Annotated in this window: 32 protein-coding genes and 10 tRNA genes; 28 read left to right on the forward strand and 14 right to left on the reverse strand. The window is 36.6% G+C overall.

Annotated features, from left to right (window positions below; genetic code table 11):
* Positions 1 to 11 precede the first annotated feature (11 nt).
* The 20 genes from SB028_RS13175 (at position 12) to SB028_RS13270 (ending at position 7,214) form a co-directional block, all read left to right on the forward strand.
* Positions 12 to 254, forward strand: coding sequence for a hypothetical protein (locus SB028_RS13175; protein WP_069367904.1), 243 nt, complete (start codon positions 12 to 14; stop codon positions 252 to 254).
* Between the two features lie 10 nt (positions 255 to 264).
* On the forward strand, positions 265 to 459 hold the full coding sequence (locus SB028_RS13180) for a hypothetical protein (RefSeq protein WP_318859565.1): 195 nt from the start codon (positions 265 to 267) through the stop codon (positions 457 to 459).
* A gap of 3 nt (positions 460 to 462) precedes the next feature.
* The gene (locus tag SB028_RS13185) at positions 463 to 741 is read left to right on the forward strand and encodes a hypothetical protein (RefSeq protein ID WP_318859566.1); all 279 of its coding nucleotides are present in this window, start codon (positions 463 to 465) and stop codon (positions 739 to 741) included.
* Positions 742 to 881: 140 nt separating this feature from the next.
* Positions 882 to 1,016: a hypothetical protein gene (locus SB028_RS13190; RefSeq protein ID WP_255310961.1), complete on the forward strand. Its 135-nt coding sequence runs from the start codon at positions 882 to 884 to the stop codon at positions 1,014 to 1,016.
* Positions 1,007 to 1,264, forward strand: coding sequence for a hypothetical protein (locus tag SB028_RS13195; protein WP_318859567.1), 258 nt, complete (start codon positions 1,007 to 1,009; stop codon positions 1,262 to 1,264). The genes SB028_RS13190 and SB028_RS13195 overlap by 10 nt, the downstream gene beginning before the upstream one ends.
* Positions 1,261 to 1,512 carry a hypothetical protein gene (locus SB028_RS13200; protein WP_318859568.1) on the forward strand — a complete coding sequence of 84 codons (252 nt, stop codon included), beginning with the start codon at positions 1,261 to 1,263 and terminating at the stop codon, positions 1,510 to 1,512. The genes SB028_RS13195 and SB028_RS13200 overlap by 4 nt, the downstream gene beginning before the upstream one ends.
* Positions 1,509 to 2,393 carry a RecT family recombinase gene (locus SB028_RS13205; protein ID WP_286419649.1) on the forward strand — a complete coding sequence of 295 codons (885 nt, stop codon included), beginning with the start codon at positions 1,509 to 1,511 and terminating at the stop codon, positions 2,391 to 2,393. The genes SB028_RS13200 and SB028_RS13205 overlap by 4 nt, the downstream gene beginning before the upstream one ends.
* A complete protein-coding gene (locus SB028_RS13210) occupies positions 2,390 to 3,088 on the forward strand; it encodes a lambda exonuclease family protein (protein WP_413242926.1) in 699 nt (232 codons plus the stop codon). Before SB028_RS13205 ends, SB028_RS13210 begins: the two co-directional genes overlap by 4 nt.
* Positions 3,078 to 3,491: a single-stranded DNA-binding protein gene (locus SB028_RS13215; RefSeq protein WP_318859569.1), complete on the forward strand. Its 414-nt coding sequence runs from the start codon at positions 3,078 to 3,080 to the stop codon at positions 3,489 to 3,491. The genes SB028_RS13210 and SB028_RS13215 overlap by 11 nt, the downstream gene beginning before the upstream one ends.
* A gap of 32 nt (positions 3,492 to 3,523) precedes the next feature.
* Positions 3,524 to 3,862, forward strand: coding sequence for a hypothetical protein (locus tag SB028_RS13220; RefSeq protein ID WP_318859570.1), 339 nt, complete (start codon positions 3,524 to 3,526; stop codon positions 3,860 to 3,862).
* Positions 3,863 to 3,894: 32 nt separating this feature from the next.
* Positions 3,895 to 4,233, forward strand: coding sequence for a hypothetical protein (locus tag SB028_RS13225; protein WP_318859571.1), 339 nt, complete (start codon positions 3,895 to 3,897; stop codon positions 4,231 to 4,233).
* 36 nt (positions 4,234 to 4,269) lie between these two features.
* Positions 4,270 to 4,551 carry a hypothetical protein gene (locus SB028_RS13230; RefSeq protein WP_318859573.1) on the forward strand — a complete coding sequence of 94 codons (282 nt, stop codon included), beginning with the start codon at positions 4,270 to 4,272 and terminating at the stop codon, positions 4,549 to 4,551.
* Complete coding sequence (locus tag SB028_RS13235; RefSeq protein WP_318859574.1) at positions 4,552 to 4,725, forward strand: hypothetical protein; 174 nt, start codon at positions 4,552 to 4,554, stop codon at positions 4,723 to 4,725.
* A 9-nt stretch (positions 4,726 to 4,734) separates the two neighbouring features.
* Entirely contained in the window at positions 4,735 to 4,938 is a 204-nt protein-coding gene (locus SB028_RS13240; RefSeq protein WP_318859575.1) for a hypothetical protein, read from the forward strand.
* Positions 4,931 to 5,239, forward strand: coding sequence for a hypothetical protein (locus tag SB028_RS13245; RefSeq protein ID WP_318859576.1), 309 nt, complete (start codon positions 4,931 to 4,933; stop codon positions 5,237 to 5,239). The genes SB028_RS13240 and SB028_RS13245 overlap by 8 nt, the downstream gene beginning before the upstream one ends.
* A 9-nt stretch (positions 5,240 to 5,248) precedes the next feature.
* A complete protein-coding gene (locus tag SB028_RS13250; protein WP_318859577.1) occupies positions 5,249 to 5,515 on the forward strand; it encodes a hypothetical protein in 267 nt (88 codons plus the stop codon).
* Positions 5,516 to 5,853: 338 nt separating this feature from the next.
* Positions 5,854 to 6,072 (forward strand): hypothetical protein, encoded by a 219-nt coding sequence (locus SB028_RS13255; protein WP_069367893.1) that lies wholly within the window; start codon positions 5,854 to 5,856, stop codon positions 6,070 to 6,072.
* Entirely contained in the window at positions 6,062 to 6,607 is a 546-nt protein-coding gene (locus tag SB028_RS13260) for a phage N-6-adenine-methyltransferase (protein WP_069367892.1), read from the forward strand. Before SB028_RS13255 ends, SB028_RS13260 begins: the two co-directional genes overlap by 11 nt.
* A gap of 7 nt (positions 6,608 to 6,614) precedes the next feature.
* Entirely contained in the window at positions 6,615 to 6,821 is a 207-nt protein-coding gene (locus tag SB028_RS13265; RefSeq protein ID WP_318859579.1) for a DUF4060 family protein, read from the forward strand.
* 204 nt (positions 6,822 to 7,025) lie between these two features.
* Entirely contained in the window at positions 7,026 to 7,214 is a 189-nt protein-coding gene (locus SB028_RS13270) for an excisionase (protein WP_318859580.1), read from the forward strand.
* Here SB028_RS13270 and SB028_RS13275 read toward each other — a convergent pair.
* From SB028_RS13275 to SB028_RS13285, 3 genes are all read right to left on the reverse strand, one after another.
* Positions 7,206 to 8,363: a tyrosine-type recombinase/integrase gene (locus tag SB028_RS13275; RefSeq protein ID WP_318859582.1), complete on the reverse strand. Its 1,158-nt coding sequence runs from the start codon at positions 8,361 to 8,363 to the stop codon at positions 7,206 to 7,208. The two genes, SB028_RS13270 and SB028_RS13275, sit on opposite strands and share 9 nt — an antisense overlap.
* 163 nt (positions 8,364 to 8,526) lie before the next feature.
* Positions 8,527 to 8,601 (reverse strand) — tRNA-Arg (locus SB028_RS13280).
* Between the two features lie 126 nt (positions 8,602 to 8,727).
* On the reverse strand, positions 8,728 to 9,507 hold the full coding sequence (locus SB028_RS13285; RefSeq protein ID WP_069367887.1) for an AraC family transcriptional regulator: 780 nt from the start codon (positions 9,505 to 9,507) through the stop codon (positions 8,728 to 8,730).
* Positions 9,508 to 9,611: 104 nt separating this feature from the next.
* On the opposite strand from SB028_RS13285, the gene SB028_RS13290 reads away from it, so the two are divergent.
* From SB028_RS13290 to phsC, 4 genes are all read left to right on the forward strand, one after another.
* Positions 9,612 to 10,415 carry a sulfite exporter TauE/SafE family protein gene (locus SB028_RS13290; RefSeq protein WP_069367886.1) on the forward strand — a complete coding sequence of 268 codons (804 nt, stop codon included), beginning with the start codon at positions 9,612 to 9,614 and terminating at the stop codon, positions 10,413 to 10,415.
* 859 nt (positions 10,416 to 11,274) lie between these two features.
* Positions 11,275 to 13,554, forward strand: a complete 2,280-nt coding sequence (phsA, locus tag SB028_RS13295) for a thiosulfate reductase PhsA (RefSeq protein ID WP_069367885.1) — start codon at positions 11,275 to 11,277, stop codon at positions 13,552 to 13,554.
* A 12-nt stretch (positions 13,555 to 13,566) separates the two neighbouring features.
* Positions 13,567 to 14,145 (forward strand): 4Fe-4S dicluster domain-containing protein, encoded by a 579-nt coding sequence (locus tag SB028_RS13300; protein WP_069367884.1) that lies wholly within the window; start codon positions 13,567 to 13,569, stop codon positions 14,143 to 14,145.
* Entirely contained in the window at positions 14,142 to 14,921 is a 780-nt protein-coding gene (phsC, locus tag SB028_RS13305; RefSeq protein ID WP_069367883.1) for a thiosulfate reductase cytochrome B subunit, read from the forward strand. The genes SB028_RS13300 and phsC overlap by 4 nt, the downstream gene beginning before the upstream one ends.
* A 784-nt stretch (positions 14,922 to 15,705) precedes the next feature.
* Here phsC and SB028_RS13310 read toward each other — a convergent pair.
* From SB028_RS13310 to SB028_RS13345, 8 genes are all read right to left on the reverse strand, one after another.
* Complete coding sequence (locus SB028_RS13310; protein WP_069367882.1) at positions 15,706 to 16,008, reverse strand: helix-turn-helix domain-containing protein; 303 nt, start codon at positions 16,006 to 16,008, stop codon at positions 15,706 to 15,708.
* A 2,190-nt stretch (positions 16,009 to 18,198) separates the two neighbouring features.
* Positions 18,199 to 18,274, reverse strand: a tRNA-Val gene (locus SB028_RS13315).
* 14 nt (positions 18,275 to 18,288) lie between these two features.
* A tRNA-Lys gene (locus tag SB028_RS13320) sits at positions 18,289 to 18,364 on the reverse strand.
* Positions 18,365 to 18,404: 40 nt separating this feature from the next.
* A tRNA-Lys gene (locus SB028_RS13325) sits at positions 18,405 to 18,480 on the reverse strand.
* Between the two features lie 37 nt (positions 18,481 to 18,517).
* Positions 18,518 to 18,593: transfer RNA gene (locus tag SB028_RS13330), tRNA-Lys, on the reverse strand.
* A gap of 41 nt (positions 18,594 to 18,634) precedes the next feature.
* A tRNA-Val gene (locus tag SB028_RS13335) sits at positions 18,635 to 18,710 on the reverse strand.
* Between the two features lie 43 nt (positions 18,711 to 18,753).
* Positions 18,754 to 18,829, reverse strand: a tRNA-Val gene (locus SB028_RS13340).
* A gap of 39 nt (positions 18,830 to 18,868) precedes the next feature.
* Positions 18,869 to 18,944 (reverse strand) — tRNA-Val (locus SB028_RS13345).
* 319 nt (positions 18,945 to 19,263) lie between these two features.
* Between SB028_RS13345 and gltX the strand changes: the two genes are divergently transcribed.
* From gltX to SB028_RS13360, 3 genes are all read left to right on the forward strand, one after another.
* Positions 19,264 to 20,682 carry a glutamate--tRNA ligase gene (gene gltX / locus SB028_RS13350; protein WP_069367881.1) on the forward strand — a complete coding sequence of 473 codons (1,419 nt, stop codon included), beginning with the start codon at positions 19,264 to 19,266 and terminating at the stop codon, positions 20,680 to 20,682.
* A 157-nt stretch (positions 20,683 to 20,839) separates the two neighbouring features.
* Positions 20,840 to 20,915, forward strand: a tRNA-Ala gene (locus SB028_RS13355).
* A gap of 27 nt (positions 20,916 to 20,942) precedes the next feature.
* Positions 20,943 to 21,018: transfer RNA gene (locus SB028_RS13360), tRNA-Ala, on the forward strand.
* Positions 21,019 to 21,081: 63 nt separating this feature from the next.
* Here the strand turns inward: SB028_RS13360 and SB028_RS13365 are convergent.
* Complete coding sequence (locus tag SB028_RS13365) at positions 21,082 to 21,834, reverse strand: SDR family NAD(P)-dependent oxidoreductase (RefSeq protein ID WP_069368033.1); 753 nt, start codon at positions 21,832 to 21,834, stop codon at positions 21,082 to 21,084.
* Between the two features lie 183 nt (positions 21,835 to 22,017).
* On the opposite strand from SB028_RS13365, the gene SB028_RS13370 reads away from it, so the two are divergent.
* Complete coding sequence (locus SB028_RS13370; protein WP_069367880.1) at positions 22,018 to 22,458, forward strand: MarR family winged helix-turn-helix transcriptional regulator; 441 nt, start codon at positions 22,018 to 22,020, stop codon at positions 22,456 to 22,458.
* Between the two features lie 2 nt (positions 22,459 to 22,460).
* On the opposite strand, the gene SB028_RS13375 is transcribed toward SB028_RS13370, so the two are convergent.
* Together SB028_RS13375 and SB028_RS13380 are read right to left on the reverse strand one after the other, a co-directional pair.
* Positions 22,461 to 22,676 (reverse strand): DUF3820 family protein, encoded by a 216-nt coding sequence (locus tag SB028_RS13375; RefSeq protein ID WP_023581656.1) that lies wholly within the window; start codon positions 22,674 to 22,676, stop codon positions 22,461 to 22,463.
* A gap of 166 nt (positions 22,677 to 22,842) precedes the next feature.
* The gene (locus tag SB028_RS13380) at positions 22,843 to 24,027 is read right to left on the reverse strand and encodes a NupC/NupG family nucleoside CNT transporter (protein ID WP_069367879.1); all 1,185 of its coding nucleotides are present in this window, start codon (positions 24,025 to 24,027) and stop codon (positions 22,843 to 22,845) included.
* Positions 24,028 to 24,088 lie beyond the last annotated feature (61 nt).

A 24,088-nucleotide genomic window follows, 5' to 3' on the forward strand; every position in this document is an offset into this window, starting at 1 on the left:
AGGAGATAGAGATGGAACGCATTCCAGAAGTTGATTTTGAAGATATGGAACATGGAAAGACATATCTCTGGTATCGAAATACAAACGATATTGATTTTGCTTGGTTGAGTGACGATGGAAAGCACTTAATTACACCTGAATATTTCAATGACAGCATTCCTGACTATTGGGAATTAAGCGCTGGTCTGGTTGGCGTATTGTATGGTCCGGTAAATATCGAAACAGCCGTCAAGCCAGATGAAACAGAGGAATAACGGAGGGAGTATGACAGACAAAACAGAAGTTAAAGAATTGATGTTGGCTGATATTTCTTTTAGAGATTATCTAGCCGCCGAAGCTATGAATGCAATGATTACAACAGCGGCTACACCAGTATTAACTTCAATGGCTGAGCTAGAGAATCATATCGCTAAAACAGCTTATGTCATGGCAGATGCAATGTTAAAGGCTAGGGGGTGATGTATGGAGTTTAAGCATAGTCCAGCGCCTTGGCATTTAAGGGGTGGGGTAATTAAAAACTCTCTTTTGATTGATGATAATCATAACGTTGTAGCATCCTTTCTTGCTGAAATTAAAGAAGAAGATGCCAATATAATTGCAACAGCACCAGAGTTATTAGAGGCTTTGCAGAAGTTACTAAAATATCATGATGACTTTTACGGTATCGAGAAAGATGAAGACCCTGAGCACCCATTATCAGTAGCCAATTTAGCAATCGCAAAATCCCTCGGTCAGCAGTAACCCACCGCACCAACACCAGAGAAACTAAATAACAATCGCTATCTCAATAGTGAGAATTTCGCATGAACATAGACACTATATTCAGCGCCCTGCTTCTATTCGCAGTCATTTCATTAAGTCTAATTATCGCAAGGTAAATTATGAAAATTAACCAAGATATTTTCCGTCTGGCTCAAGCTCAGGCGCAGGTAGCTATTCGCCAGAAATGTGAGGATATCTGGTGGTTAGCAATGGAATTACTCAAAGAAAGCTATCAGGAGGGTTTATGCAAATAGCCTTCAAAAATGCTCAAGGAATGAGGGTTAACACAGACGGCAAAACAGTCATGGAATTTGACGAAAGTAGCAAACTCAGTATTGAGACAGGAAGTTTCGCTGAGCTGGCTAAATTAACGGAAATTGACCCAGTGGAAGCCCTGCAATGGATTATGCAGTTCGACAAGGAAGAGTTTGACAGGATTGTCAATGAAGCAAGCAAGGACGCACCTATTTCTAAGATGGCTTTGCTAAGGAGGGTTGCGTGATTACCAACACCTACGGACTCAGAAACGACTGGTACGAACGCCAAATGGAACGAGAAGCGTTTATTAATTCTCAGGAAGAGAAAATATCAGTTGATGAGGTTATGGATAGCCTACCAGAAGAACTACTGTGCATGGATTTAGCAAGGAAGTTAAATCCAGTATTTGAAATTAGCCCCCAAGCGCTGGATGCTGTTTTGGACGGAATTAGAACAGCTATTCAGATCGGGATAGATAAGGAGATATTGTGAGCACGTCAATTATTGAGTTTGTGCAGCAACAAGAACCATTGTTTTGTAACGCACTAACAGACCAAACAATCACATGGGCTAAGGAAAGTCAGTTCGCAATCCAAGCGTTTCAACGGAATGACAGCCTAGCAAAAGTGGCAATGGAAAATCCTGCAAGTGCACAGAATGCAATTATTAATGTGGCTGCCATTGGAATTACATTAAACCCTGCAAGTAAGTTGGCGTACTTAGTTCCTCGTAATGGATTCGTATGTCTTGATATTAGCTATATGGGTCTCATGCACCTAGCTCAAGCCACTCAAGCTATCGAATGGGGTCAATGTAAATTAGTACATGAGAATGACGTTTATGAATCTAATGGTCTAGACACCCCGCCAACCCACAAATATAACGCATTTAGTGATAGAGGTAGTGTTATTGGTGGTTATTGCACAGTAAAAACAGCAAGTGGCGACTATCTCACGGAAGAGATGCGATTGGATGAGATAAAGGCTGTTGAGGCTACGAGCAAGTCAAGAAATGGCCCATGGAAAACATGGTGGGATGAGATGGCTCGTAAAACAATTGTGAAAAGAGCTAGCAAATACTGGCCTCGTCGTGAGAGGTTAGATCAAGCCATTGATTATGTGAATACGGAGGCAGGTGAAGGAAATTATTTTGATGCGCCTGAAAGTAAAGCAAAGGACATAACGCCAGCAAGCGAGGATCAACTAAAAGCTATCACGGACTTGATGCTTAAAGTTAATGGCGAGTGGAGTGATGCTTTTTTCACATTCATTAGTAAAAAATTCAACCATCAAATATCCCATCCAGAGCAATTAACCGCATTTGAAGCCAATACCATTATCGATATGCTAAGGAAAAAGGCAGAAGGAAAATGATTAGTAATGACATCATTCTAAGCAAAACAGGCATCGATTTAACCAAAGTAGAGCAAGGAAGCGAAGAATGGATGTCTATCAGGCTTGGCGTAGTAACTGCCTCTGAGGCATGGAAAGTTATCTCTAAGCCAAGATCAGGCACTAAATGGTCAGACACAAAGAAAACATATTTAAACACCCTTATTGGTGAAGTCTGCACGGGAGTTTACAAGGAGGTATCAGCAAGGACGCTGGAATGGGGTAAAAACTACGAATTAGAAGCAAGGATGACATTCGAGTTTTACACCGGATTAACGGCAAAGGAAGTGCCAATAATATTTAAAGATGAGCAACTACGGATAGCTTGCTCACCAGACGGCATTTGCAGTGATGGCTCTGGATTAGAGCTTAAATGCCCTAATAACACGGACGTATTTATTGACTTAGCATTGAACGGAATCGATGCAATGAAAAAGGAATATGTGGCTCAAGTTCAATATTCCATGTGGGTTACAGGTAAGGATATCTGGCATTTTGCAAATTTTGACCCACGAATGCCGGCAGGAAAAGAAATCGCATATTTCCCTGTCGAGCGTGACGAAAAAATGATGAAAGAATTCAACGAATTAGTGCCTGAGTTTATTGAAGCAATGGATCAGGGATTAAACAAGTTAGGCATTCAATTTGGCAATCAATGGAGTGTATATGGCAATTAACACAATAACGGCAAGTGGAAACTTAGGTAAAGATTGCGAACAACGATGGACGCCAAATGGTAAAGCGGTTGCATCTTTTAGTTTGCCAGTGAAACAAGGTTACGGAGAACACGAAAAAGTATCTTGGGTTATCTGTAAGATGTTCGGCCCTAAAGCTGAAAAGCTACCTCCGCACCTAACCAAAGGAACAAAGGTTACGGTTACTGGTGAGTTCGTCATGGAAGAATGGACAAGCCAGAACGGTGAGAAAAAATCAGCACCAGTAATTATCGTTAACCAATTAGATTTTGGCGGTAACGGTGGTAATCAGGCGGGAAGCCAGAAGACACAGCAATCAGCGCATCAACCGCAAGCACCACAAAACGAACCCCCTCAAGATTGGGATGATCAAATACCCTTCTAACTACCCTACCCGTTTAACCAAAGGATATAACCATGAAAAGTTTACACGGTCGTTGCATTCAGAGATGGAAGCAACGATTCAAGAGTGTTTGTGATTCTAAGGTTTCACCTTATTTCAGAAAACGCGACTTAAAGGGATTTTGTCGTGAATCTGGCGTGATTACTGCTGACATGATGATTCTAAACATAGCCGAGAATAATGCAATGTTTGACTTCAGTGGATGCTGGCAAGGATGGTCGCCTGAATTTTCAAAGTTCTTTGACAAGAACCGAGAAAAATATATTACCGAAGCTCGTTTGTTTCTCAACGAAGAAGCCACTAATGACGAAATAGATGACTTAATCGAAGAAGAAATCTCTAATTGGAATTAGGACTCAGTGCAAGGATGCGACAGGAGATAGATATGACAGATAAACTCAAAGAAGAAATTAACGCACTTCAAGGTAGAGCAGCAATGGCAAATATCGATGTATGCATCATGGTCAGGCTCTCCTTAACTATTCAAGCTGCATCTTATTTAATCGATAAGGGTAAACCAGAAGAAGCTAAAGATTGGCTGTTTGGTGCTCTAGAATGGGGAACTGATACAAATATCTTTGATGACCTGAAAGATAGCGACGGAAACTCAGAAGATATTCAAGCTTGGTTCGATAAGCGAGTGGAAGGCGAAATTAGTTTAGATGAGGCTTTTAAATTAATTCGCTCGCGTTACCCTGAAATCGAAAAGCTACGGACAGCTTAATTTAACTCGCAGGGATGCAATAAAGAGGAATGAATAATGGCAATAGTTCAGTTTTATATAGCAGGCGGTAAAGGCGAAGACCCATCAGGAATTAGTGAAGAAAACCTCTATGAATTACCAGATGATCATAACTTCAGTGCTGATGATGACCTCGATTCATGTATTGAAGCATGTGCAGAATATTATCACGCTGACTGTGATGGATGGGAGGATCAATGGCCGTTGTTATTCATGTTATGGATTGACGACCAATATCTTGGCACGTTTGAAGTTGAGCGTGAGTTTGACCCAGTGTTTTCAGCAAATAAGGTGGAATGAATGAGTAAGCAGATGGTTTTAGTTGCAAGGACAAACAAGGTTGGCTCTGACTCTGAATGTGGGTTGGGCATTACTGAGAACGAATGGGATAAATTAACCGAAGACGAACAATCAGAATATATCAATACTGCAATTGATAATCTTGTTGATTGGTATGTGAAGACAGAGGGATAAGGTGGAGTGATGGATAAATCAATACCAGATTTAGCAGCTGAGTTTCATTGTCTGCTAGCGAAAATGAAAGAAGTTCACGGCTCTGAAATAATATCATTAATAAACACCACTGAAGAAAACGTCAAAGCCGCGATTAGAACAAACCGAATGTTACTTCATAGTTACTCGTATGAATTAAATAAATTAAAAAAGCAGGTTAATGATAATGGATAAATCAAGACAGCAGTTTGAAGAGTTTATAAGTAAAGGTGATTATCCTTGGGTGAAAGGTATTATCCCTGTCATGTTGATGGTGTGGGAAGCATCACGCGAGAGTTTGGAAAAAGAACGTGACGAAGCCATTAAGCATTTAATTTTAGTTTTCCGGCAATATGCAAATAACGATCATTTATTTATGTCCGCCGGTGAGGATGCTTGCGAATTTTTAGATAATTTAGGTTACGGAATTGATACTGGTCGAAATCTCGAATTAACTGATAAAGGTAAGCAATTAATTAAAGAAGATTGGGAGTGAAAATAAAAGATGAATAAAAATGAACTTCAAGTATTAATCGATTATACCAAAGGCATGATTGCAGATAATAAAGAACCAGAAAAGAAAGTTATTATTGCATTGTGTGATGAGCTGGAGAGAATAACTAAATTAGAGCCTGTCGCTTGGATGTACCCTGTATTTCATGATGAGAAAATGCAATTCACTACTGACGCAGTTGCATCTGAAAATATAGATATTCATTTTCAATCCCATGGCTCACCATTTAAAGTAACACAACTCTACCACTTAGATTAAATAACCATGCAAATAATAGGATATGTATTACTCATGCTAATACATGGTTCTGCTGTACCTGTAACGGAAGATATATACACGCAATCGGGATGCAATAAACGTGCTGAATATTTAATGTCAGTGAGGAATGTTGAAGTTATTTGTGGTGAGGTAATGAGAAATGAGCAAATTAAAAGATAAAATAATTAGTCTACTTAAAAATAATCAGTTAACCATAGATGAATTATATTACTTATGTAGTCCTGAATACTCTAAAAGTCAGGTTAGTTGTGTAATTAGTCACTTGGAAGCAGGTGGAATTATTAAGAAAAATACTTGTGAATATTGGGAGTTAATTAATGAAACAAGTTCAAGCAATGACGACGTTAGTTTTAATTGATGGTGTTACATATCAAATAGCTCTACCTAAGCAATATGTCTCTCTTCAGGCAAAGCAGGCGTTAATGTTTGCGCAGGAGTTCGGTGGTGTAATTATCCCCTGTACGTTTACTCACATAAAGCCAATGGAAGCAGATGGATTGCCTTTTAATATAGGTGATAACAAGGATGAAAGCTGACTACGGAGGTAGCCACACACCAAAGGAATTGCGTGATAGATGGCAAACTCCCCTACCTTTATTCACAGCACTGGACGCTGAATTCGGTTTCTATTTAGATGCCGCCGCTAATAAAAATAATGCACTCTGCTCTCATTATCTCACCGAAAAAGACAACTCGTTAAATTGCGACTGGGAAAGCTACGGTGCTATTTGGATTAATCCTCCCTATTCAGATATTCAGCCTTGGATTAATAAAGCCGACGAACAATGCAAAAAGCAATTGCAGCCTGTCGTGATGTTAATTCCTGCTGATACTTCTGTCGGTTGGTTTAATTCTGCATTAGAAACAGTTGATGAAGTGAGACTAATTACAGGAGGAAGAATATCTTTTATCAATGCAGGAACAAACAAGCCCGTCAATGGAAATAATAAAGGATCAATGCTTTTAATATGGCGACCATACATCAAACCACGAAAGATAATTAATACTGTCGATAGAGACGAGTTAATTAATATCGGCAATAAAATACTAAATGAATGGAAAATAGCATAGGTGAATTATGAGATTAATAATTCGCGGTGAAGTCACGCCCACAGAAAGGATTGCTATTAATAAGGCACTGGAAGCTCATAAAAAGAAATATAATCGAACTGGAATAATCGTTAGCCACAAAATAAAGATAGGAAAGAATATTTATCCCGTCGAAATAGAAAACTGTCGTAAATCATATATGGTCACTTTGCGTAATAAAAGGCAAAGACTATGAATCAGCAGGCAATGGAAAACGCACGAAGGCAAATAGCAAAGGAATGCTTAATCGAACTCAGAAGCCACGGAATACCCAGCGACAAACTTACAACTCAGATCCTCGATAAATACACACCGAAGTTTAAGCCTCTAAATAACATGAACTATCAGGACAAGATGGTCCCATCGTATTACCTGCGGAAATTACAAAAGGAAGAGAAAGATGGATAGTTTACAGCCAGACTCATGGGTAGATTTAAAATTTATTATGTCTGACACTGGGTTTAAGAAAACATTTGTTTACGATCGAATAAAAGAAGGAAAACTACCGCAATCAACATTGATACACGGCAGAGCGAGGTGGCTATACTCAGATGTGCTAGAGCTTAAAAGAAAGTTGATGTCATCGTGATATCTCATCGATGTAATCAGCAAACCACTGCATCATCTCCCTTCTCTTATCCAGATACTCAGCATGATTATAAACACCTCGAATGGTGCTTTTATCAACGTGCGCCAACTGCCTTTCTATTAAATCACGGTTGAAACCATGCTCATTCAATATTGTACTGAACTGATGGCGGAAACCGTGTCCACTCGCCAACCCATCATAGCCGATTTGTTTGATAACCATTAGCACGGAGTTCTCGCTGATCGGCTTTCTTTTATCACTTCTTCCAGCAAAAACAAAATCTGATATATCACCAGTCATTGATTTCATCTTTAGCAAAAGAGACTCAACCTGCTTTGACATTGGAACAATATGAGGCTTTCTGCTTTTCATAACCTCCGGCCTAATGTTTATAGTTTTTCCATCAAAATCTATATCAGACCATAACAGGTTTCTCATTTCCTTTGTTCTTACTGCTGTATATTGTAAGAATTCGGTGGCTAGCTTGCTGATGATGCTACCAGTAAAAGATTGAAGTGATTTATTAAAGTCAGGGATCTGCTCTTTAGTTAAGAACGGGAAATGTTTCTTTCTGTATCCTTTTTCTGCATCAGCTAAATCAGGTGCTGGGTTGTACTTTGCTCTACCTGTAATAATTGCATATCTGAACACTTCGCCACATCTACGCCTAGCCTTACTAGCTCTCTCCATCGCCCCCCTTTCTTCGAACTTCCTTATTACCTTTAGAAGCAATGTTGGTGCTATATCATCCATCTTGTAATTGCCTAAAATTGGTAAGATGTCAGATGAAAACATAGATTGAAGTTCTTTTCTGTATTTTTCTGACCATGTATCTTTTTTATAATCAAACCACTCATTAAAAACATCAACAAACAAATCTTTATTACTTTCTTCTTTTTTGGCTTGATTGATATCAATTCCTTTTGATAGTTCTTTTTTTAACTCAAATACTTTTTCTCTTGCTTTTTGGAGAGACAGTTCTGACAATTTACCAAGAGAATATGTCTTTTCTTTACCCATAAACTGATATCTCATCTGCCAAGCTTTGACACCTGTTACTGGTATAAATAGATAAAGGCCGTTACCGTCGGAAACCCTATACGGTTTATCCTTTGCTTTAAATGATGATATCTGCTTTACAGTTAGCATTTTGGGTAAAATCTCACTGGGTAAAAAAATTTACCCAATATTTACCCAATAAAGATGGCGGTTGTCAACGAACTAATGCGAACTGTAACGGAAAGGAAATTGCTGTGTGTATTGGTTTTTGCGGGATTTTACGAACCAAGGCGAACTAATGCGGACTTGTAACTGGCGTTCCCTACAGGAATCGAACCTGTAACTAGCCCTTAGGAGGGGCTCGTTATATCCATTTAACTAAGGGAACATGCGTAGGTAGGTACTGTATAACTTATGGATGACCTGTATTTTACCCCCCTCACTCTCTATTAATCAAGTTTTAACGCACTGATATTGGAAGGAATTTTTTTGTTTCTTTTTTGAACAATGTGATTTAACTTAAAACTCTCAATTGTTTTAAAAAATATTTCGGTGAATATCCCATCTCTTTATTAAACATTGCACTAAAGGCGCTCGGATTTTCATAACCCAGTTCTAAAGCAATCTCAGTCACTGAATCACCTTTTTTTAAAGCCGTTAACGCATACATTAAACACGCTTTTTGTCGCCAATCTCGAAAAGAAAGCCCTGTTTCTTTATGAAAAAGACGAGTAAAAGTACGTAAGCTCTTATTTAATTTTTCAGCCCACATTTCTGGTGTCGTACGAATATTGGGTTGTGACATAAATTCAGTACACAATTCATCTAATAAAGCATGTTGTGGTAATGGCGTAAAATAAGGTAATGGCTTGGCCTGGGCTAATTCATGACAAAGCAAAGTCAATAATGCGCTATCTCGCCCACCTAAATCGTAAAGTAAAGGAAGTTCATTAGCTGAAAGTAATAACTGATGTAGCAAAGGGGAAACTTGTAAAACCTCACAATATTCTGAGTAACGAGGAATTTTGTTAGGCTCAATATAGAGACTATAAGTACAACTTCCTAACATTAGCACTTGATGTACTTTTTCTGCTGGGATCCACACACCACTGTAAGGTAATACAATCCATTGACCATCCTCCGTTTTAACTTTCATTACCCCATTAGGGGCATATAAAAATTGTGCTCGTCGATGATGGTGAGCTTCAAGTAATGTGTCATAAGGATAATCAGAGCCTAATGCTAAAATATCACGAGGAAGATTATCCACACTGTTGATATCGATATTACGCATAATATTTAAAATGTCCTAAATTCATATGAATTTGTCATTATCGCGTGGGTAAGCCATCACATTATTCTATATTGTTAATCTCCTGACTCAACAGGAGATTTAAAATGACACTCTGGCTGATTTCTTTTGGTTTAATTTCTGGCATCACAACATGGTTATTTGGCTTTGGTGGTGGCTTTGTCACAGTTCCCTTACTCTATACACTTATTCTGACAGTCTGGGGAATAGACAGTTTACCTGCTGAACATGCTATGCAAATCGCGGTTGCTACCTCTGCATTAATTATGTTGTTTTCTGCAACAGTCACAACGATCAAACACCATAAAGCCAAAAGGCTTGATTGGAACATCATGTCCATTTTATTTGTCGGTATCGCTTTTGGCGGGATCTTAGGTGCGCTTCTCGCTTTAACGGTTGAAGGTGAGTGGATAAAATGGATCTTTATTGGTTATCTTTTCGTCACTATTTTAGACTGCTATTTTCGCCCTGGTTTTATGGCTCCCGCTCATAATCCCCAAAAAGTGACCAACACAAAAGAAAGCATCAATGGTACTGTAATTGGAATTATTGCTGCTTTTTTAGGCGTTGGTGGAAGTGTAATGACAGTACCTTTATTGCGCCGTAGAGGAACGCCAATGGCACAATCGGCAGCAATGGCTAATGCATTAACTTTACCTTTAGCACTTACAGCGACATTCACTTATATCGCACTTTCTTTCACATCACCTTTAAATAGTGAATCTGGTTTTATTGGTTATATTTGGCTAAAAGCAGCATTTATTCTGATTTGTAGTACTTGGATTGGTTTGAAGATTTCTGAGCGCTTTTTATCTCGTATTCCCGACAAATGGCATGCGAGAATTTATCCTCTGTTACTGAGTCTTGTTTTAATTGTCATGCTGTTTTAAACCCTTTCTTCTATACAGAAACAGAAGATAAAAACACAATAATAATTGCATATAAAATGGTGATTTTGAGTATTCGGGAAAACGCCATTTTTTAACATTTTGCCCCATTTTTTTCCTATGCGTCTTCACTTACAATTAATGCGATTAAGACACATAAAACAAAAAAATATCTCTCTTTGACAATCATGATACAGTTCTATAACTATTAATATAATTAATTAATATTTAAACATAATGAATAATAATTTATAAATTGTCTCACGTTTAATCTCCATCTGAATACATTTAACTGAGTGTTTTTCATACTGCTTGCCACTAATTTATTTTTCTATTTTATTTGTATTTATTATTAAAATAATAAGTTAGCTATTTTTATAAGAAGATAGGTTAAGAAAAAAACAAAGTTAAATAATATAAAAATATTATTTAATCTGATTATTTAAATAACAATTTAATTACAATAAAATTAATTTTCGATATATAAATTATTATATATCGATGGTTTTTCTTGTCAATTTTTAATTATTATTAATCATATATTTTAAATACACTTTAATAGAATAAATTAATATCATAAGTTAGTGAATTTTAAAGAACAATCTATAACTGTTATATCCCTCAAAATTCCCCATTCCTTCTCTAAATTTTTATAATAGCCATTAATAGAAGAAAATAATTATCATTTGATTCTGTCTATTTTAGTTAAATTATTTAGTGATATTTATTAACTTCTCATTCTCTATTATTTATTATTTACAACGAACTCATCACTTATAGATTAATAAAATGGAGGCACCTTCAAATATTTATTTAACCGTCCGTATATAATATTTAGCTATAAGAAGAAACTGGAGGTTATATGAGTATTAGTCGTCGTTCTTTCATTAAGGGGATGGGGATCGGATGTGTGGGTTGTACCGTGGGTAGTTTACCACCGGGGGCACTTGCATTTAATCCTGTAGATTCTCTTAAGGGTCAGTCAAAATTAACACCTAGCCTGTGTGAAATGTGTTCTTATCGTTGTCCGATAGAAGCTCAGGTTGTTAACAACAAGACCGTTTTTATCCAAGGAAATAGAAATGCGGAGCACCAAAGTAGCCGAGTTTGTGCCAGAGGTGGAAGTGGTGTAAGCCTTGTCAACGATCCCAACCGTATTGTTAAACCCATGAAACGCAAGGGTCCAAGAGGTGCAGGTGAATGGGAAGTTATAAGCTGGGAACAAGCTTATAAAGAAATTGCAGAAAAGATGAATACCATAAAACAGAATTATGGTGCAGAAAGTATCTCTTTTTCATCTAAATCAGGTTCACTTTCTTCTCACCTTTTCCATTTGGCTGCTGCATTTGGCTCTCCAAATACGTTTACACACGCGAGCACTTGCCCTGCGGGTAAAGCCATTGCAGCATCCGTGATGATGGGTGGCGACCTTAAAATGGATTTAGCAAATTCTAAATATATTCTTTCTTTTGGTCATAACCTTTATGAAGGCATCGAAGTTGCAGAAACCCATGAATTAATGACTGCACAAGAGCGAGGTGCAAAACTAGTTAGTTTTGATCCTCGTTTATCGGTTGTTTCAAGTAAAGCAGATGAGTGGTTTGCTATTCGTCCTGGTGGTGATTTACCCGTGCTAATGGCTATGTGCCATATCATGCTGAAAGAAAATCTTTATGATAAAGATTTCGTTGAGAAATTTACTGTTGGTTTACCTCAATTAAAAGAAGTTCTACAAGATACAACGCCTGAATGGGCACAGGCACACTCAGATGTTCCGGCAAAAGACATTATTCGTATTACTCGTGAGATTGCCGCAAAAGCACCTCACGCATTGATTATGCCTGGTCACCGCGCAACCTTTAATAAAGAAGAAATTAATATGCGCAGAATGATCTTCACCTTCAATGCCTTACTTGGTAATTTTGAACGTGAAGGAGGTATGTATCAGAAAAAAGCAGCATCAAAATACAATAAACTTGCAGGTATTAATGTTGCCCCTGAATTGGCAAAACCAAGCGTTAAAGGAATGCCTGAAATTACCGCCAAACGTATCGATGCAACAGCACCTCAGTTTAAATATATCAATAAAGGTGGCGGTATCGTTCAATCAATTATTGATTCAACATTAAGCGGTGTACCTTATCAAACCAAAGCATGGATTATGTCTCGCCATAACCCATTCCAAACCGTAAGTTGTCGCCCTGATTTAGAAAAAACGGCACAAAAATTAGATTTAATTGTTAGTTGTGATGTGTATTTAAGTGAAAGTGCCGCTTATGCAGATTATCTATTACCTGAAACAACGTATTTAGAACGCGATGAAGAGATTTCTGATGTTTCGGGTCTCAATCCAGCTTATGCCCTCCGTCAGCAAGTTGTGGAACCCATTGGTGATACAAAACCCAGCTGGTTAATTTGGATGGAATTAGGGAAAGAACTAGGATTAGCTCAATATTTTCCATGGGAAAATATGGGGGTTCGCCAACTATATCAAGTCAATGGTGATGAAACGTTGTATAAGGAAATCCATAAAAAAGGCTACTTGTCCTATGGAATTCCGTTACTTTTACGTGAGCCTTCTTATGTAAAAGCCTTCGTTGAACAATATCCAGATGCTATCAAACATGTTGATGGCAACAATATGATGGAAAAATCACTGTCATTTAAATCACCCAGTGGCTTAATTGAAATCTATTCTGAAGAACTCGAAAGCCGTTTAGAAAATTATGGTATTCCTCGCTTCCATAACTTCCCATTAAAAGAAAAAGACGAGCTTTACTTTATCCAAGGCAAAGTCGCCGTTCACACTAATGGGGCAACACAATATGTACCATTATTAGCCGAATTAATGTGGAAAAATCCTGTTTGGCTCCACCCTGAAACGGCTAAAAATCATGGAATTAAACATGGTGATGAAATCATTTTAGAAAATAGTACAGGTAAAGAAAAAGCACATGCTTTGATCACTGAAGGCATTCGTCCTGATACCGTATTTGTTTATATGGGATCGGGGGCAAAAGCAGGTGCGAGAACAGCAGCGACTACAACAGGCGTTCACTGTGGCAACTTATTACCTCATGAAATTAGTCCTGTATCAGGTACTGATGTGCATACATCAGGTGTCAAAATTAGTCGTGCTTAAGGGAAAATAACGATGAACAATAATGATAAACAATTTGTCATGTTACATGATGAGAAACGTTGTATTGGCTGCCAAGCTTGTACTGTCGCGTGTAAAGTCATCAATGACATTCCAGAAGGATTTAGCCGACTTCAAGTCCAAATTCAAGGCCCTCATGATGATGAAGCAGGTAATCCACATTACCAATTTTTCCGTGTTTCTTGTCAACATTGTGAAGATGCACCTTGTGTTTCAGTGTGTCCTACTGGTGCCTCTTTTATTGATGAAAATGGTATCGTTCAGGTGAAAAAAGAGCTGTGTATCGGCTGTGATTACTGTGTCGGTGCATGCCCTTACCATGTTCGTTATATTAACCCAATAACGCATATCGCAGATAAATGTAACTTCTGTTCTGATACTCGATTAACGGAAGGTGAATTACCTGCGTGTGTCTCGGTGTGTCCAACGGATGCACTTGCTTTTGGTCGCATCGACTCACCTGAAATTCAGGCTTGGATCAAACAAAAATCGGTTTATCAATACCAATTAGATAATGTCGGAAAACCAAGTTTATTCCGTCGTAAAGAAATCCATCAGGGAGATAAAGCATGACTAGTATCTGGGGAGCCGAACTCTACTATACGCCAGATTATTGGCCTGTATGGTTAATGGCAGCTGGTTTATTAATCGTTGCTATGATAGCCGTATTAGTTATTCATGGCTTGCTACGCTATGCTCTTGCACCAAAACACGCAGGTCATTATGAAGAAGAACGAGTTTATTTATACTCTAAAGCAATACGTTTTTGGCACTGGGGTAATGCGTTACTGTTTATTCTATTACTATTGAGTGGATTTTTAGGGCATTTCTCTATCGGTAATGTCACTTCAATGGTGCTATTACATAAGATCTGTGGTTTTATTCTTATCGCGTTCTGGATTGGTTTTATTCTTATCAACTTAACAACCAGCAACGGCGTGCATTATAAAGTAAGGTTTAGCGGATTAATTGGTCGTTGTATCAAACAAGCTCGCTTTTATCTTTACGGTATAATGAAAGGCGAACCACACCCTTTCGCAGCAACTGAAACTGATAAATTTAATCCACTTCAACAACTCGCTTACTTAGGTGTAATGTTTGGCTTAGTACCGCTGCTACTTATTACTGGATTATTATGTTTATATCCTGAAGTACTGGGTGAAGGCTATTGGATGCTAAAAGCACACTTAGTGTTAGGGATCGTGGCATTAATGTTCATTTGTGCACATTTCTATTTATGTACACTGGGTGATACTTTTACTCAAACATTCCGTAGTATGATCGATGGTCATCACCGTCACAATAAACATGATGATCATGGTTCGGTAGCAGAAAAAATCGAACATTAATTTCTTAATACCCTTCTATTCCGTTTCATGTCCTAAAATGCCTGTTTAAACAGGCATTTTTTTGATCTTAATTCAGATACAAGTTTATACAATGATACATATTACATTTGCGATAAGCATCATTGTATTCATTTTTTAATATCCCCCTCTCTGGCTCGTCGCTCGAACACATTATTAAACCGCCAAAAACTCATTGTGAACGCCTCTTCATACTCAGAATGAAGGGGCGACAATCATCTACCCTAATGTGATATTAACTACCATTTTCCGCAAATAGTCATTTAATGATAAATACATAAATTTTGATCTAATAACGTATTTGCACTACTACACATTTTTGCCTTTAACATATTAAAAGTCACTTTTTTAAATCCATTCGTGTGAAAGGCATCATTTATATACTTAATTGCTTCAAAAATGTTATTAGAAAGTGAAATCGTGGCAAGTAATATAAGAGGTAATTTTATGGTTTGTTTATTCTAAAAAAGTATTAATTAGTTAGATTTTCTCACACAAATAAATATGAGAATATATTTCTCCAAACATGAAAGTCGCAGTTCACTTACAATATAGTTATTCTTTTTTTTGTAAAAATTTAAAATATTTATTCTTTATAAACGCAAAAAATGCCCTAATAAGGGCATTGGTTTCATATAAAGGCTTTATTTCAATAATTAAGAAAATTCTTATTATTAATTAACTAAAGACAAATACTAGTATATAAGAATTATCTTACTCAATTTAGTTATTCTAAAATGAGTTGCTTTCTAATCTTAGAAAATAATTAGAAGATAGAAAGAGCCTTGCTATCAAAATGAGATGGAATATGTTGTTCATTACACTCAGTTTCTTGTGCCATTCCACCTGTTACTTCTTCAAAGAAGCTACCAATATTAACACCTAGCACTTCAAGAACTCTAACTAAGCAATCAATATCAATACGGTTTACACCACGCTCATAACGAAATAATTGTTGTTCACTAATATCAATCTCTTTTGCTAACTGAAATACAGTATAACCTTGAGATTTTCTTAATGATTTAATTTTTTGTCCAACTGCATAAGCGACTGGATACTTGCTACTCATAATATTGTTCTCGCTTTTCACTTTGATTGATATCTAATTTTATAATGGTGTGTTCCTATGCAATAATATGTAAAAATATATATTATCGATGACACCTTTTTGTTTTAATAAAATATTATTTTTAGTAGATAAGAAATATTACAATTCATAACATTGCTTATCATATGTAAATAATATACTACGCATTTAAACACTTTCAACCAATCAAAAAAAGACAATACAAGCATGATGATTTACTCGCACTAGTTAATAATACCTAGGATAATGCTATATGTTCTTTATTTTCATGCAGTTAAAATATTTTAATTATAAAACTACGCTTTTTTTTCCTTAAATTTTACTCATTAATTAGAATTATTATCTGGTGGAAGGTTAATTTAAAGTGTGATTGTTTGTATTGAGTAAAAATAAATCAACTTATATCAGCCTGATTTATTTAAATTAGTAAATTAACCTCATAAAGATAGCGATTTTCTTATTTTTATTAAATAGCTTAAGCAATATCAATGAAATCTGATTATTTTACAAGACAATCTATATTATTTTATAATATCAATGAGTTACACTAATTGCATTAAAGTGTGGATATAAATCACATTTTAAACATTTGTTAATTAATTTATATAAGCATAAACCCTTACTTTTTCAGCTAAACATATTTCAAAATCTACAATTCTTTATTACTCTAGAATAAATAAATAATATATTTAATTACTCATTTTTTTTGAATTTTTATTAATGAATAACTTATTTTAATTTTAAATTAGATTAAAAATCTTCTTTATGAAATAAAAAAAGGTGAATAAGAATATAAATATTTTTGTTTTATCAGTAAGTTATTTGAATAGTACACGAGTTACCATAAAAAACGTTCTTTTTATGACTTCAGAATACTATTCTTTCTTTTTCACTCAAATACGTACATTTGATACATTGCAAAAACAAAGCAACTATCACATCTTAAGTTAAATTTATAAGGGAATGAACTATTAAATATCGGTTTTAGTATGATCTAATTTTGTTAAAAAAAATAAAAATCAATCTTTCTATATCCTAAGTAATTACACCTATTCCATATAAGAGTCATTCTTAGCGTAAAGTAATCATTAATATTTTTATATAATTTATATTCATGCTAAATACACAAATTTCTCCATTTATCATAAAAAATGAAATTAACTACTCCAGGACAAATCAATTACTGATGAAATAAGTGTTTTTTGCTTTATATCATTTATTATCCAGTTCATTATGATGATATTTTGATAAATATCAAATTTTAAATTTAATTCATTTTAAATCAAATAGTTAAACATCTTTTCTTGTTCGAATATATCTTTATACAAGAAGAAAAAAGAAGATAAAACATCATTATAATTAATCTTTTTTCTTGCTAACACGATCCAGTGTTTTATAAAAAGTAAGAAAGATTAACTATAAATCTCAATTTTTATCTCTGCTCTTCTGAATTTTTTCTAAAAAAAGAAGTGCCACATATTTTTTTATACTCATTTAAAATTTTTTAACTTACTCATTTTATTAGGAATATAGCTAATGAAATATACTCAGATAACTTATAAAAATGCATCTTAGGTTATTTAATTTTATAAAGAAACTGAAAACACCCACATTTACCCCCAAAAGGAGTAGATCTTTCTTTTTCAATTAGAGTAATTTTTTTTTATATTTTCAGTTCAAAACTTAAGCTCTATTCAAAAATAAATATATATTTTCTACTACACGAACCCACTTATCCAAAATAATTAACTTAACAACTGAAAATCAGCTTTTTAAGCTACCCACCATTTCAAATGAAAAAAACATGACAAAATATAAAAACGCAATAAAAAAAACGACTTATGATTTTTTTCACAGAAAACATAATGCAATAACAAGTTAAAACTGCCTTAGAAACGAGTCGTTCCAAAAAACAAGATAAGTATTGCCTTGGGTATATAAAGAGGTGAGCCAATATAGGGACGAAAAAAGCATGCGTGTAAAGATATACGCTCATGAGTGAGATAATCCGCAATATGATAGAACAGGAACAGCTGACACAGAGAAAGCGATTGAGACTCTAAGAAATTAGATTAGACGGCAGTAGCATAGAAATTAAAAAATAAAATAATTATTAGTCATTTAAGAGGCAGAATAAGGAGAAAAGAAGGTATAAAGGAAGAAATAAAGAAATGGTGGGCGGTATTGGGCTCGAACCAACGACCTCCTCCTTGTAAGGGAGATGCTCTACCAACTGAGCTAACCGCCCGCTTTATTATTAAATGGTGGGTCGTGGGCGATTCGAACGCCCGACCAATTGATTAAAAGTCAACTGCTCTACCGACTGAGCTAACGACCCATTTAATAAATTTGCGTAAATCTGTAAGTAATGTTGTGAATGGTGGGTCGTGGGCGATTCGAACGCCCGACCAATTGATTAAAAGTCAACTGCTCTACCGACTGAGCTAACGACCCGTCACAATGTTCACTACTTATGTTGTATTTTTAGGAATGGTGGGTCGTGGGCGATTCGAACGCCCGACCAATTGATTAAAAGTCAACTGCTCTACCGACTGAGCTAACGACCCATACCTAACTGTGTGATATTGTTCGAAATAACCGAATGAAGTGGTGGGCGGTATTGGGCTCGAACCAACGACCTCCTCCTTGTAAGGGAGATGCTCTACCAACTGAGCTAACCGCCCACTTCATGATGACTAAATTCTCACTACCACGCTTTAATGTAATTGGTGGGCGGTATTGGGCTCGAACCAACGACCTCCTCCTTGTAAGGGAGATGCTCTACCAACTGAGCTAACCGCCCAATCACACTAAATCATACAACTTATCACAACGAAAATATTGGTGGGCGGTATTGGGCTCGAACCAACGACCTCCTCCTTGTAAGGGAGATGCTCTACCAACTGAGCTAACCGCCCGTCGTGATGGGGTGCATTATAGGGATACTGCGCTATGAGTCAACGATTTTTATCAGTTTTTTATCGTGAAAATGATCGTTCGTTTTATTTTTAGTCAAGATGCTTTTTTTAGCACCATTAGTGACACAGCAATTGACCAAAATAATCCTATGGGTACGCTTCGTCAAACAAAAAATCATCAATTTGAAATTTTTATCTCAGTTAAAAGCTTAATGCCATTGAGGAATTAGCATCCAGTGATAAAATAAGGCAACCATTTCTTTTTTTTGATAATCACGATTACTTATCTATATAAGTAAGACGTACAAAGGCAATCCCAATGAGTAAAATAAAAACCCGTTTTGCACCAAGTCCTACTGGCTATCTACATGTTGGTGGTGCGCGTACCGCACTTTATTCCTGGTTATATAGCCGTCACAATAAGGGCGAATTTGTACTGCGTATAGAAGACACTGACTTAGAACGTTCTACACAGCCAGCTATCGATGCAATCATGGACGGTATGAATTGGTTAAATCTGAATTGGGATGAAGGTCCTTATTATCAGACTAAACGCTTCGATCGCTATAACCAAGTGATTGATGAAATGTTATCTGCGGGTACAGCATACCGTTGCTATTGCTCTAAAGAGCGTTTAGAACAATTACGCGAAGATCAAATGGCGAAAGGCGAAAAACCTCGTTACGATGGTTGCTGCCGTAATGGTAACCATAATCACAGCGCCGATGAACCTCATGTTGTGCGTTTCTTAAACCCACAAGAAGGTTCTGTTATTTTTGATGATAAAATTCGTGGTCCAATTGAATTTAGTAACCAAGAGCTTGACGATCTGATTATTCGTCGCACTGATGGCTCTCCAACTTATAACTTCTGTGTTGTTATCGATGACTGGGATATGGAAATCACTCATGTTATTCGTGGTGAAGATCATATCAACAACACACCACGCCAAATCAATATTCTCAAAGCATTAGGCGCACCCGTACCTGAATATGCTCACGTATCAATGATTCTAGGTGATGATGGTAAAAAACTATCTAAACGCTATAACGCAGTCAGCGTAATGCAATATCGTGATGATGGCTATCTACCAGAAGCACTATTAAACTACTTAGTCCGTTTAGGCTGGTCTCATGGTGACCAAGAGATCTTTACTATTGATGAAATGATTGAGCACTTCACTTTAGAAGCTATCAGTAAATCAGCAAGCGCATTTAATACAGATAAACTGTTATGGCTAAACCATCACTACATTAATACATTACCCGCAGAGAAAGTTGCGGTTTATTTAGATTGGCATATCAAACAACAAAATATTGATACCAGCAATGGCCCATCATTAGTTGAGCTGATCAAATTATTAGGCGAACGCTGCAAAACATTAAAAGAGATGGCTGAAAGCTGCCACTATTTCTATGTTGATTTTGAAACCTTTGAAGAAGCCGCCGCGAAAAAACATTTACGCCCAGTTGCTCGCCAACCATTAGAAGTTGTTCGCGATAAGTTATCAGCAATTACAGAGTGGACAGCTGAAAATGTTCATCAAGCCATTCAAGATACTGCTGATGAATTAGAAATAGGTATGGGTAAAGTGGGTATGCCGTTGCGTGTTGCTGTAACAGGTTCAGGTCAATCTCCTGCCTTAGATGTTACTGTTCATGCTATTGGTAAAACTCGTAGCGTTGCACGTATTAATAAAGCATTAGACTTTATTACTGAGAGAGAAAACCAAGCTTAATTTACTCGTTAATTTGGTTTACTATGAAAGATACATTCCTAAAATAGGGAATGTATCTTTTTTTTGTACTCTTTTTCAGCAATCAATAAATAATATGAGATTAACTGATTGACAGTATTGTGCTTGTTGCCTATTATCAAGCCCGTTCTAGTATGTTGGGGCTATAGCTCAGTTGGGAGAGCGCTTGCATGGCATGCAAGAGGTCAGCGGTTCGATCCCGCTTAGCTCCACCAATATACTTCTAGAACAATCCAATATGTGGGGTTATAGCTCAGTTGGGAGAGCGCTTGCATGGCATGCAAGAGGTCAACGGTTCGATCCCGTTTAGCTCCACCAGAATTTTAAAATCCTGAAGAGAAATCTTCGGGATTTTTTGTTTTCTACTCCTCTTATTTATTGCTATTGTGCAGTGTATCCCCCATCTATGGCATAAAATGCCCCTGTTGAAAAACTACTTTCATCTGAAAGTAAAAACGCGACCGTTTTAGCAACCTCTTCTCTTGTTGCCATTCGTTTCATTGGATGTGTATTTGCCATCCATTCACGCTCTTCATTAGAGAGCATTTGCATTTTGGGCGTATCGACATAACCGGGTCCAATAGCATTGATCCTTATTCCTTTGTCTGCAAACTCAAGCGCGGCTGAACGAGTGATCCCCAATACGGCGTGTTTAGCCGCTGTATATGCTGAAATACCCGCAATTCCCACAATACCATTAGATGAAGAAAGATTGACAATACTGCCTCCCCCACTTTTTAATATTGCAGGTATGCCGTATTTCAAACCATAAAATACGCCATTGATGTCTGTATCAATAACGGCTTTCCAATCTTCAATTTCATAATCCACGATAGATGTATTATGAGGTCCAGTGATCCCTGCATTATTAACTAAGCCATGTAATTCGCCAGCTTGAGCAATGATCGTGTCAATCATTTCTTCAACTTGAGAAAATGAAGTCATATCAGCCTGTAAAGCAATAACTTTCTTGCCAGTTATATCAATCGAACGTGCTGTTTTTGTGATTTCTCCTAAATGCCGGCCTGTAATAAAAACCGTTGCACCACGTTGAAATAATAATTGTGCGATACCTTCACCTACACCCGTACTTGCACCAGTGACTAAAATCACTTTATCTTTAAAAAAGTCCATCATTTCGACTTTACCTCTTATCAATTACATCGAATTTTATCAGGTGACCACAATATAATTAACCAAAGTTAACTATACCTCATCTTATTTGATTAACTTTAGTTAATCAATATAAAGTTTATTCGCAATGAATGACCTGATAATATTAACTTTAGTTAACATAATTCATGAGATGGCGTATTGATGGAAAAGTGTGAATTAGAAAATGCATTGTCATTATTACAATGTACATTAGTCGCACAGCGAACTCGTTATACCCCAGAGCAAGTGACTTGGGGTCAGTATGATATTTTGGAGTTATTGCGCTTACGAGGTGACTTAACCCCTTCTCAATTAAGCGATGCGTTGGCGATTTCAAGACAAAATTTATCGAAATTTATGCGAGGATTAAAATCCTTAGGATTTATTGCACAACATCGTTCTGAAAAAGACAAGCGTGAATTTATTACTCATTTAACCGATGAAGGTCACGCTTTTTTAGCAAGAGCGGCATTAGGTCGAAAGCAAAACGCTGAGAAAATAAGTGAATGTTTAACACTCGGAGAACAAACATTATTTATTGAATTAAGTCAGAAAATTGTTAATGCATTAACACCTGAAAAATCAGGTATGGATAATCATTAACGTCACCGCTTTAATGGCTTTAATAGCCCTTCTAAACCTTCAATTTTAATGGCTAAGGTCATCTCCATGAGCTGACCAAGCTTACCTTCAGGAAACTCACCTTTCTTTGCAAACCACAATAAGTACTCTTCAGGCAAATCAACCAACATACGTCCTTTATACTTACCAAATGGCATTTGTGTGTTTGCTATATCGATAAGGTGCTGTTTTTCTAACATGTTATCTACCGTGCTATCATTGTAGGGATAGAATCGATTATAAGGTAATTTAAAGATAAAAAAAGCAGTACCCAAAGGTACTGCTTGATTTTCTATTACTTGATTAACGTGTAACTCAGTTTACATTGTTATTTTATTCACATGCTATCTGTTTTATCTTCAGAGATTAAACAAACAGACCTGCAATAGCGGCTGATAAGAAGCTAACTAATGTAGAACCAAACAGTAATTTCAGACCGAAACGAGAAACAACGTTACCTTGAACTTCGTTTAGGCCTTTAATTGCACCTGCAACAATCCCAATTGAAGAGAAGTTAGCAAATGAAACTAAGAATACAGATAAGATACCAACAGAACGCGGTGAAATTTCAGCGGCGATATCTTGTAAGCTACCCATCGCAACGAATTCGTTAGACACTAATTTAGTTGCCATAACACTACCAACACGTAATGCATCTTGCTCTGGTACACCAATAACCCATGCTAATGGATAGAAAACATAACCTAAGCAATCTTGGAAACTAATACCAAAAATCATGCTGAAAATCGCATTCACAGCAGCAATTAATGCAATAAAACCAATCAGCATTGCTGCAACAATTAATGCAACCTTGAAACCTGCTAAGATGTATTCACCTAACATTTCAAAAAAGCTTTGACCTTCATGTAGGTTACCCATTTGGATCTCTTCTTCATTTTCAACAGAGTATGGGTTAATCACAGAAAGAACAATAAAGGTACTGAACATATTCAGTACTAAAGCAGCAACAACATATTTTGGATCTAACATTGTCATGTATGCACCAACAATCGACATGGATACTGTCGACATTGCTGTTGCAGCCATCGTGTACATACGACGCTGAGACATTTTGCCTAATACATCTTTATAGGCAATAAAGTTCTCTGATTGACCAAGAACCAATGAGCTTACTGCGTTGAATGATTCCAATTTCCCCATACCGTTCACTTTAGAAAGCACAGTACCGATAATGCGGATCACGAAAGGTAATACTTTGATATGTTGAAGAATACCAATTAATGCAGAAATAAAGATAATTGGACATAAAACATTCAAGAAGAAGAATGCTAAACCACCTTTCATCATGCCACCAAATACGAATTCAGTACCTTGTGCGGCATAACCTAATAAGTGATCAAATAATCCAGCGAAGCCACGAACAAAGCCTTCACCAACATCAGAGTTGAGGAAGAACCATGCTAATGCGATTTCAATAACTAATAACTGCACGATATAACGCAGACGGATCCCTTTGCGGTTGTTACTCGCAACGAATGCTAATGCGCCAATAACGGCGAGTGCTAAAACGAAGTGAATGATAGAGGACATGCATGCTCCAAAAATAAAAATAAATCTTGTAGAGCATTTTATGTAACGCGTAACATTACGA

Origin of the sequence: Proteus vulgaris (assembly GCF_033708015.1) — a bacterium.
Taxonomy (GTDB): domain Bacteria; phylum Pseudomonadota; class Gammaproteobacteria; order Enterobacterales; family Enterobacteriaceae; genus Proteus.

Bases quoted from the DNA above. Each gene is read 5' to 3' on its own strand.
- SB028_RS13375 (WP_023581656.1), bottom strand. From the start codon at position 22,676: ATGTTAGAAAAACAGCACCTTATCGATATAGCAAACACACAAATGCCA.
- SB028_RS13370 (WP_069367880.1), top strand. From the start codon at position 22,018: ATGGAAAAGTGTGAATTAGAAAATGCATTGTCATTATTACAATGTACA.
- SB028_RS13250 (WP_318859577.1), top strand. From the start codon at position 5,249: ATGAATAAAAATGAACTTCAAGTATTAATCGATTATACCAAAGGCATG.
- SB028_RS13240 (WP_318859575.1), top strand. From the start codon at position 4,735: ATGGATAAATCAATACCAGATTTAGCAGCTGAGTTTCATTGTCTGCTA.
- phsA (WP_069367885.1), top strand. From the start codon at position 11,275: ATGAGTATTAGTCGTCGTTCTTTCATTAAGGGGATGGGGATCGGATGT.
- SB028_RS13190 (WP_255310961.1), top strand. From the start codon at position 882: ATGAAAATTAACCAAGATATTTTCCGTCTGGCTCAAGCTCAGGCGCAG.
- SB028_RS13210 (WP_413242926.1), top strand. From the start codon at position 2,390: ATGATTAGTAATGACATCATTCTAAGCAAAACAGGCATCGATTTAACC.
- SB028_RS13365 (WP_069368033.1), bottom strand. From the start codon at position 21,834: ATGGACTTTTTTAAAGATAAAGTGATTTTAGTCACTGGTGCAAGTACG.
- SB028_RS13380 (WP_069367879.1), bottom strand. From the start codon at position 24,027: ATGTCCTCTATCATTCACTTCGTTTTAGCACTCGCCGTTATTGGCGCA.
- SB028_RS13175 (WP_069367904.1), top strand. From the start codon at position 12: ATGGAACGCATTCCAGAAGTTGATTTTGAAGATATGGAACATGGAAAG.
- SB028_RS13260 (WP_069367892.1), top strand. From the start codon at position 6,062: ATGAAAGCTGACTACGGAGGTAGCCACACACCAAAGGAATTGCGTGAT.
- SB028_RS13185 (WP_318859566.1), top strand. From the start codon at position 463: ATGGAGTTTAAGCATAGTCCAGCGCCTTGGCATTTAAGGGGTGGGGTA.
- SB028_RS13230 (WP_318859573.1), top strand. From the start codon at position 4,270: ATGGCAATAGTTCAGTTTTATATAGCAGGCGGTAAAGGCGAAGACCCA.
- SB028_RS13245 (WP_318859576.1), top strand. From the start codon at position 4,931: ATGGATAAATCAAGACAGCAGTTTGAAGAGTTTATAAGTAAAGGTGAT.
- SB028_RS13180 (WP_318859565.1), top strand. From the start codon at position 265: ATGACAGACAAAACAGAAGTTAAAGAATTGATGTTGGCTGATATTTCT.
- phsC (WP_069367883.1), top strand. From the start codon at position 14,142: ATGACTAGTATCTGGGGAGCCGAACTCTACTATACGCCAGATTATTGG.
- SB028_RS13195 (WP_318859567.1), top strand. From the start codon at position 1,007: ATGCAAATAGCCTTCAAAAATGCTCAAGGAATGAGGGTTAACACAGAC.
- SB028_RS13220 (WP_318859570.1), top strand. From the start codon at position 3,524: ATGAAAAGTTTACACGGTCGTTGCATTCAGAGATGGAAGCAACGATTC.
- SB028_RS13270 (WP_318859580.1), top strand. From the start codon at position 7,026: ATGGATAGTTTACAGCCAGACTCATGGGTAGATTTAAAATTTATTATG.
- SB028_RS13265 (WP_318859579.1), top strand. From the start codon at position 6,615: ATGAGATTAATAATTCGCGGTGAAGTCACGCCCACAGAAAGGATTGCT.
- SB028_RS13300 (WP_069367884.1), top strand. From the start codon at position 13,567: ATGAACAATAATGATAAACAATTTGTCATGTTACATGATGAGAAACGT.
- SB028_RS13285 (WP_069367887.1), bottom strand. From the start codon at position 9,507: ATGCGTAATATCGATATCAACAGTGTGGATAATCTTCCTCGTGATATT.
- SB028_RS13310 (WP_069367882.1), bottom strand. From the start codon at position 16,008: ATGAGTAGCAAGTATCCAGTCGCTTATGCAGTTGGACAAAAAATTAAA.
- SB028_RS13225 (WP_318859571.1), top strand. From the start codon at position 3,895: ATGACAGATAAACTCAAAGAAGAAATTAACGCACTTCAAGGTAGAGCA.
- SB028_RS13235 (WP_318859574.1), top strand. From the start codon at position 4,552: ATGAGTAAGCAGATGGTTTTAGTTGCAAGGACAAACAAGGTTGGCTCT.
- SB028_RS13275 (WP_318859582.1), bottom strand. From the start codon at position 8,363: ATGCTAACTGTAAAGCAGATATCATCATTTAAAGCAAAGGATAAACCG.
- gltX (WP_069367881.1), top strand. From the start codon at position 19,264: ATGAGTAAAATAAAAACCCGTTTTGCACCAAGTCCTACTGGCTATCTA.
- SB028_RS13255 (WP_069367893.1), top strand. From the start codon at position 5,854: ATGAAACAAGTTCAAGCAATGACGACGTTAGTTTTAATTGATGGTGTT.
- SB028_RS13290 (WP_069367886.1), top strand. From the start codon at position 9,612: ATGACACTCTGGCTGATTTCTTTTGGTTTAATTTCTGGCATCACAACA.
- SB028_RS13215 (WP_318859569.1), top strand. From the start codon at position 3,078: ATGGCAATTAACACAATAACGGCAAGTGGAAACTTAGGTAAAGATTGC.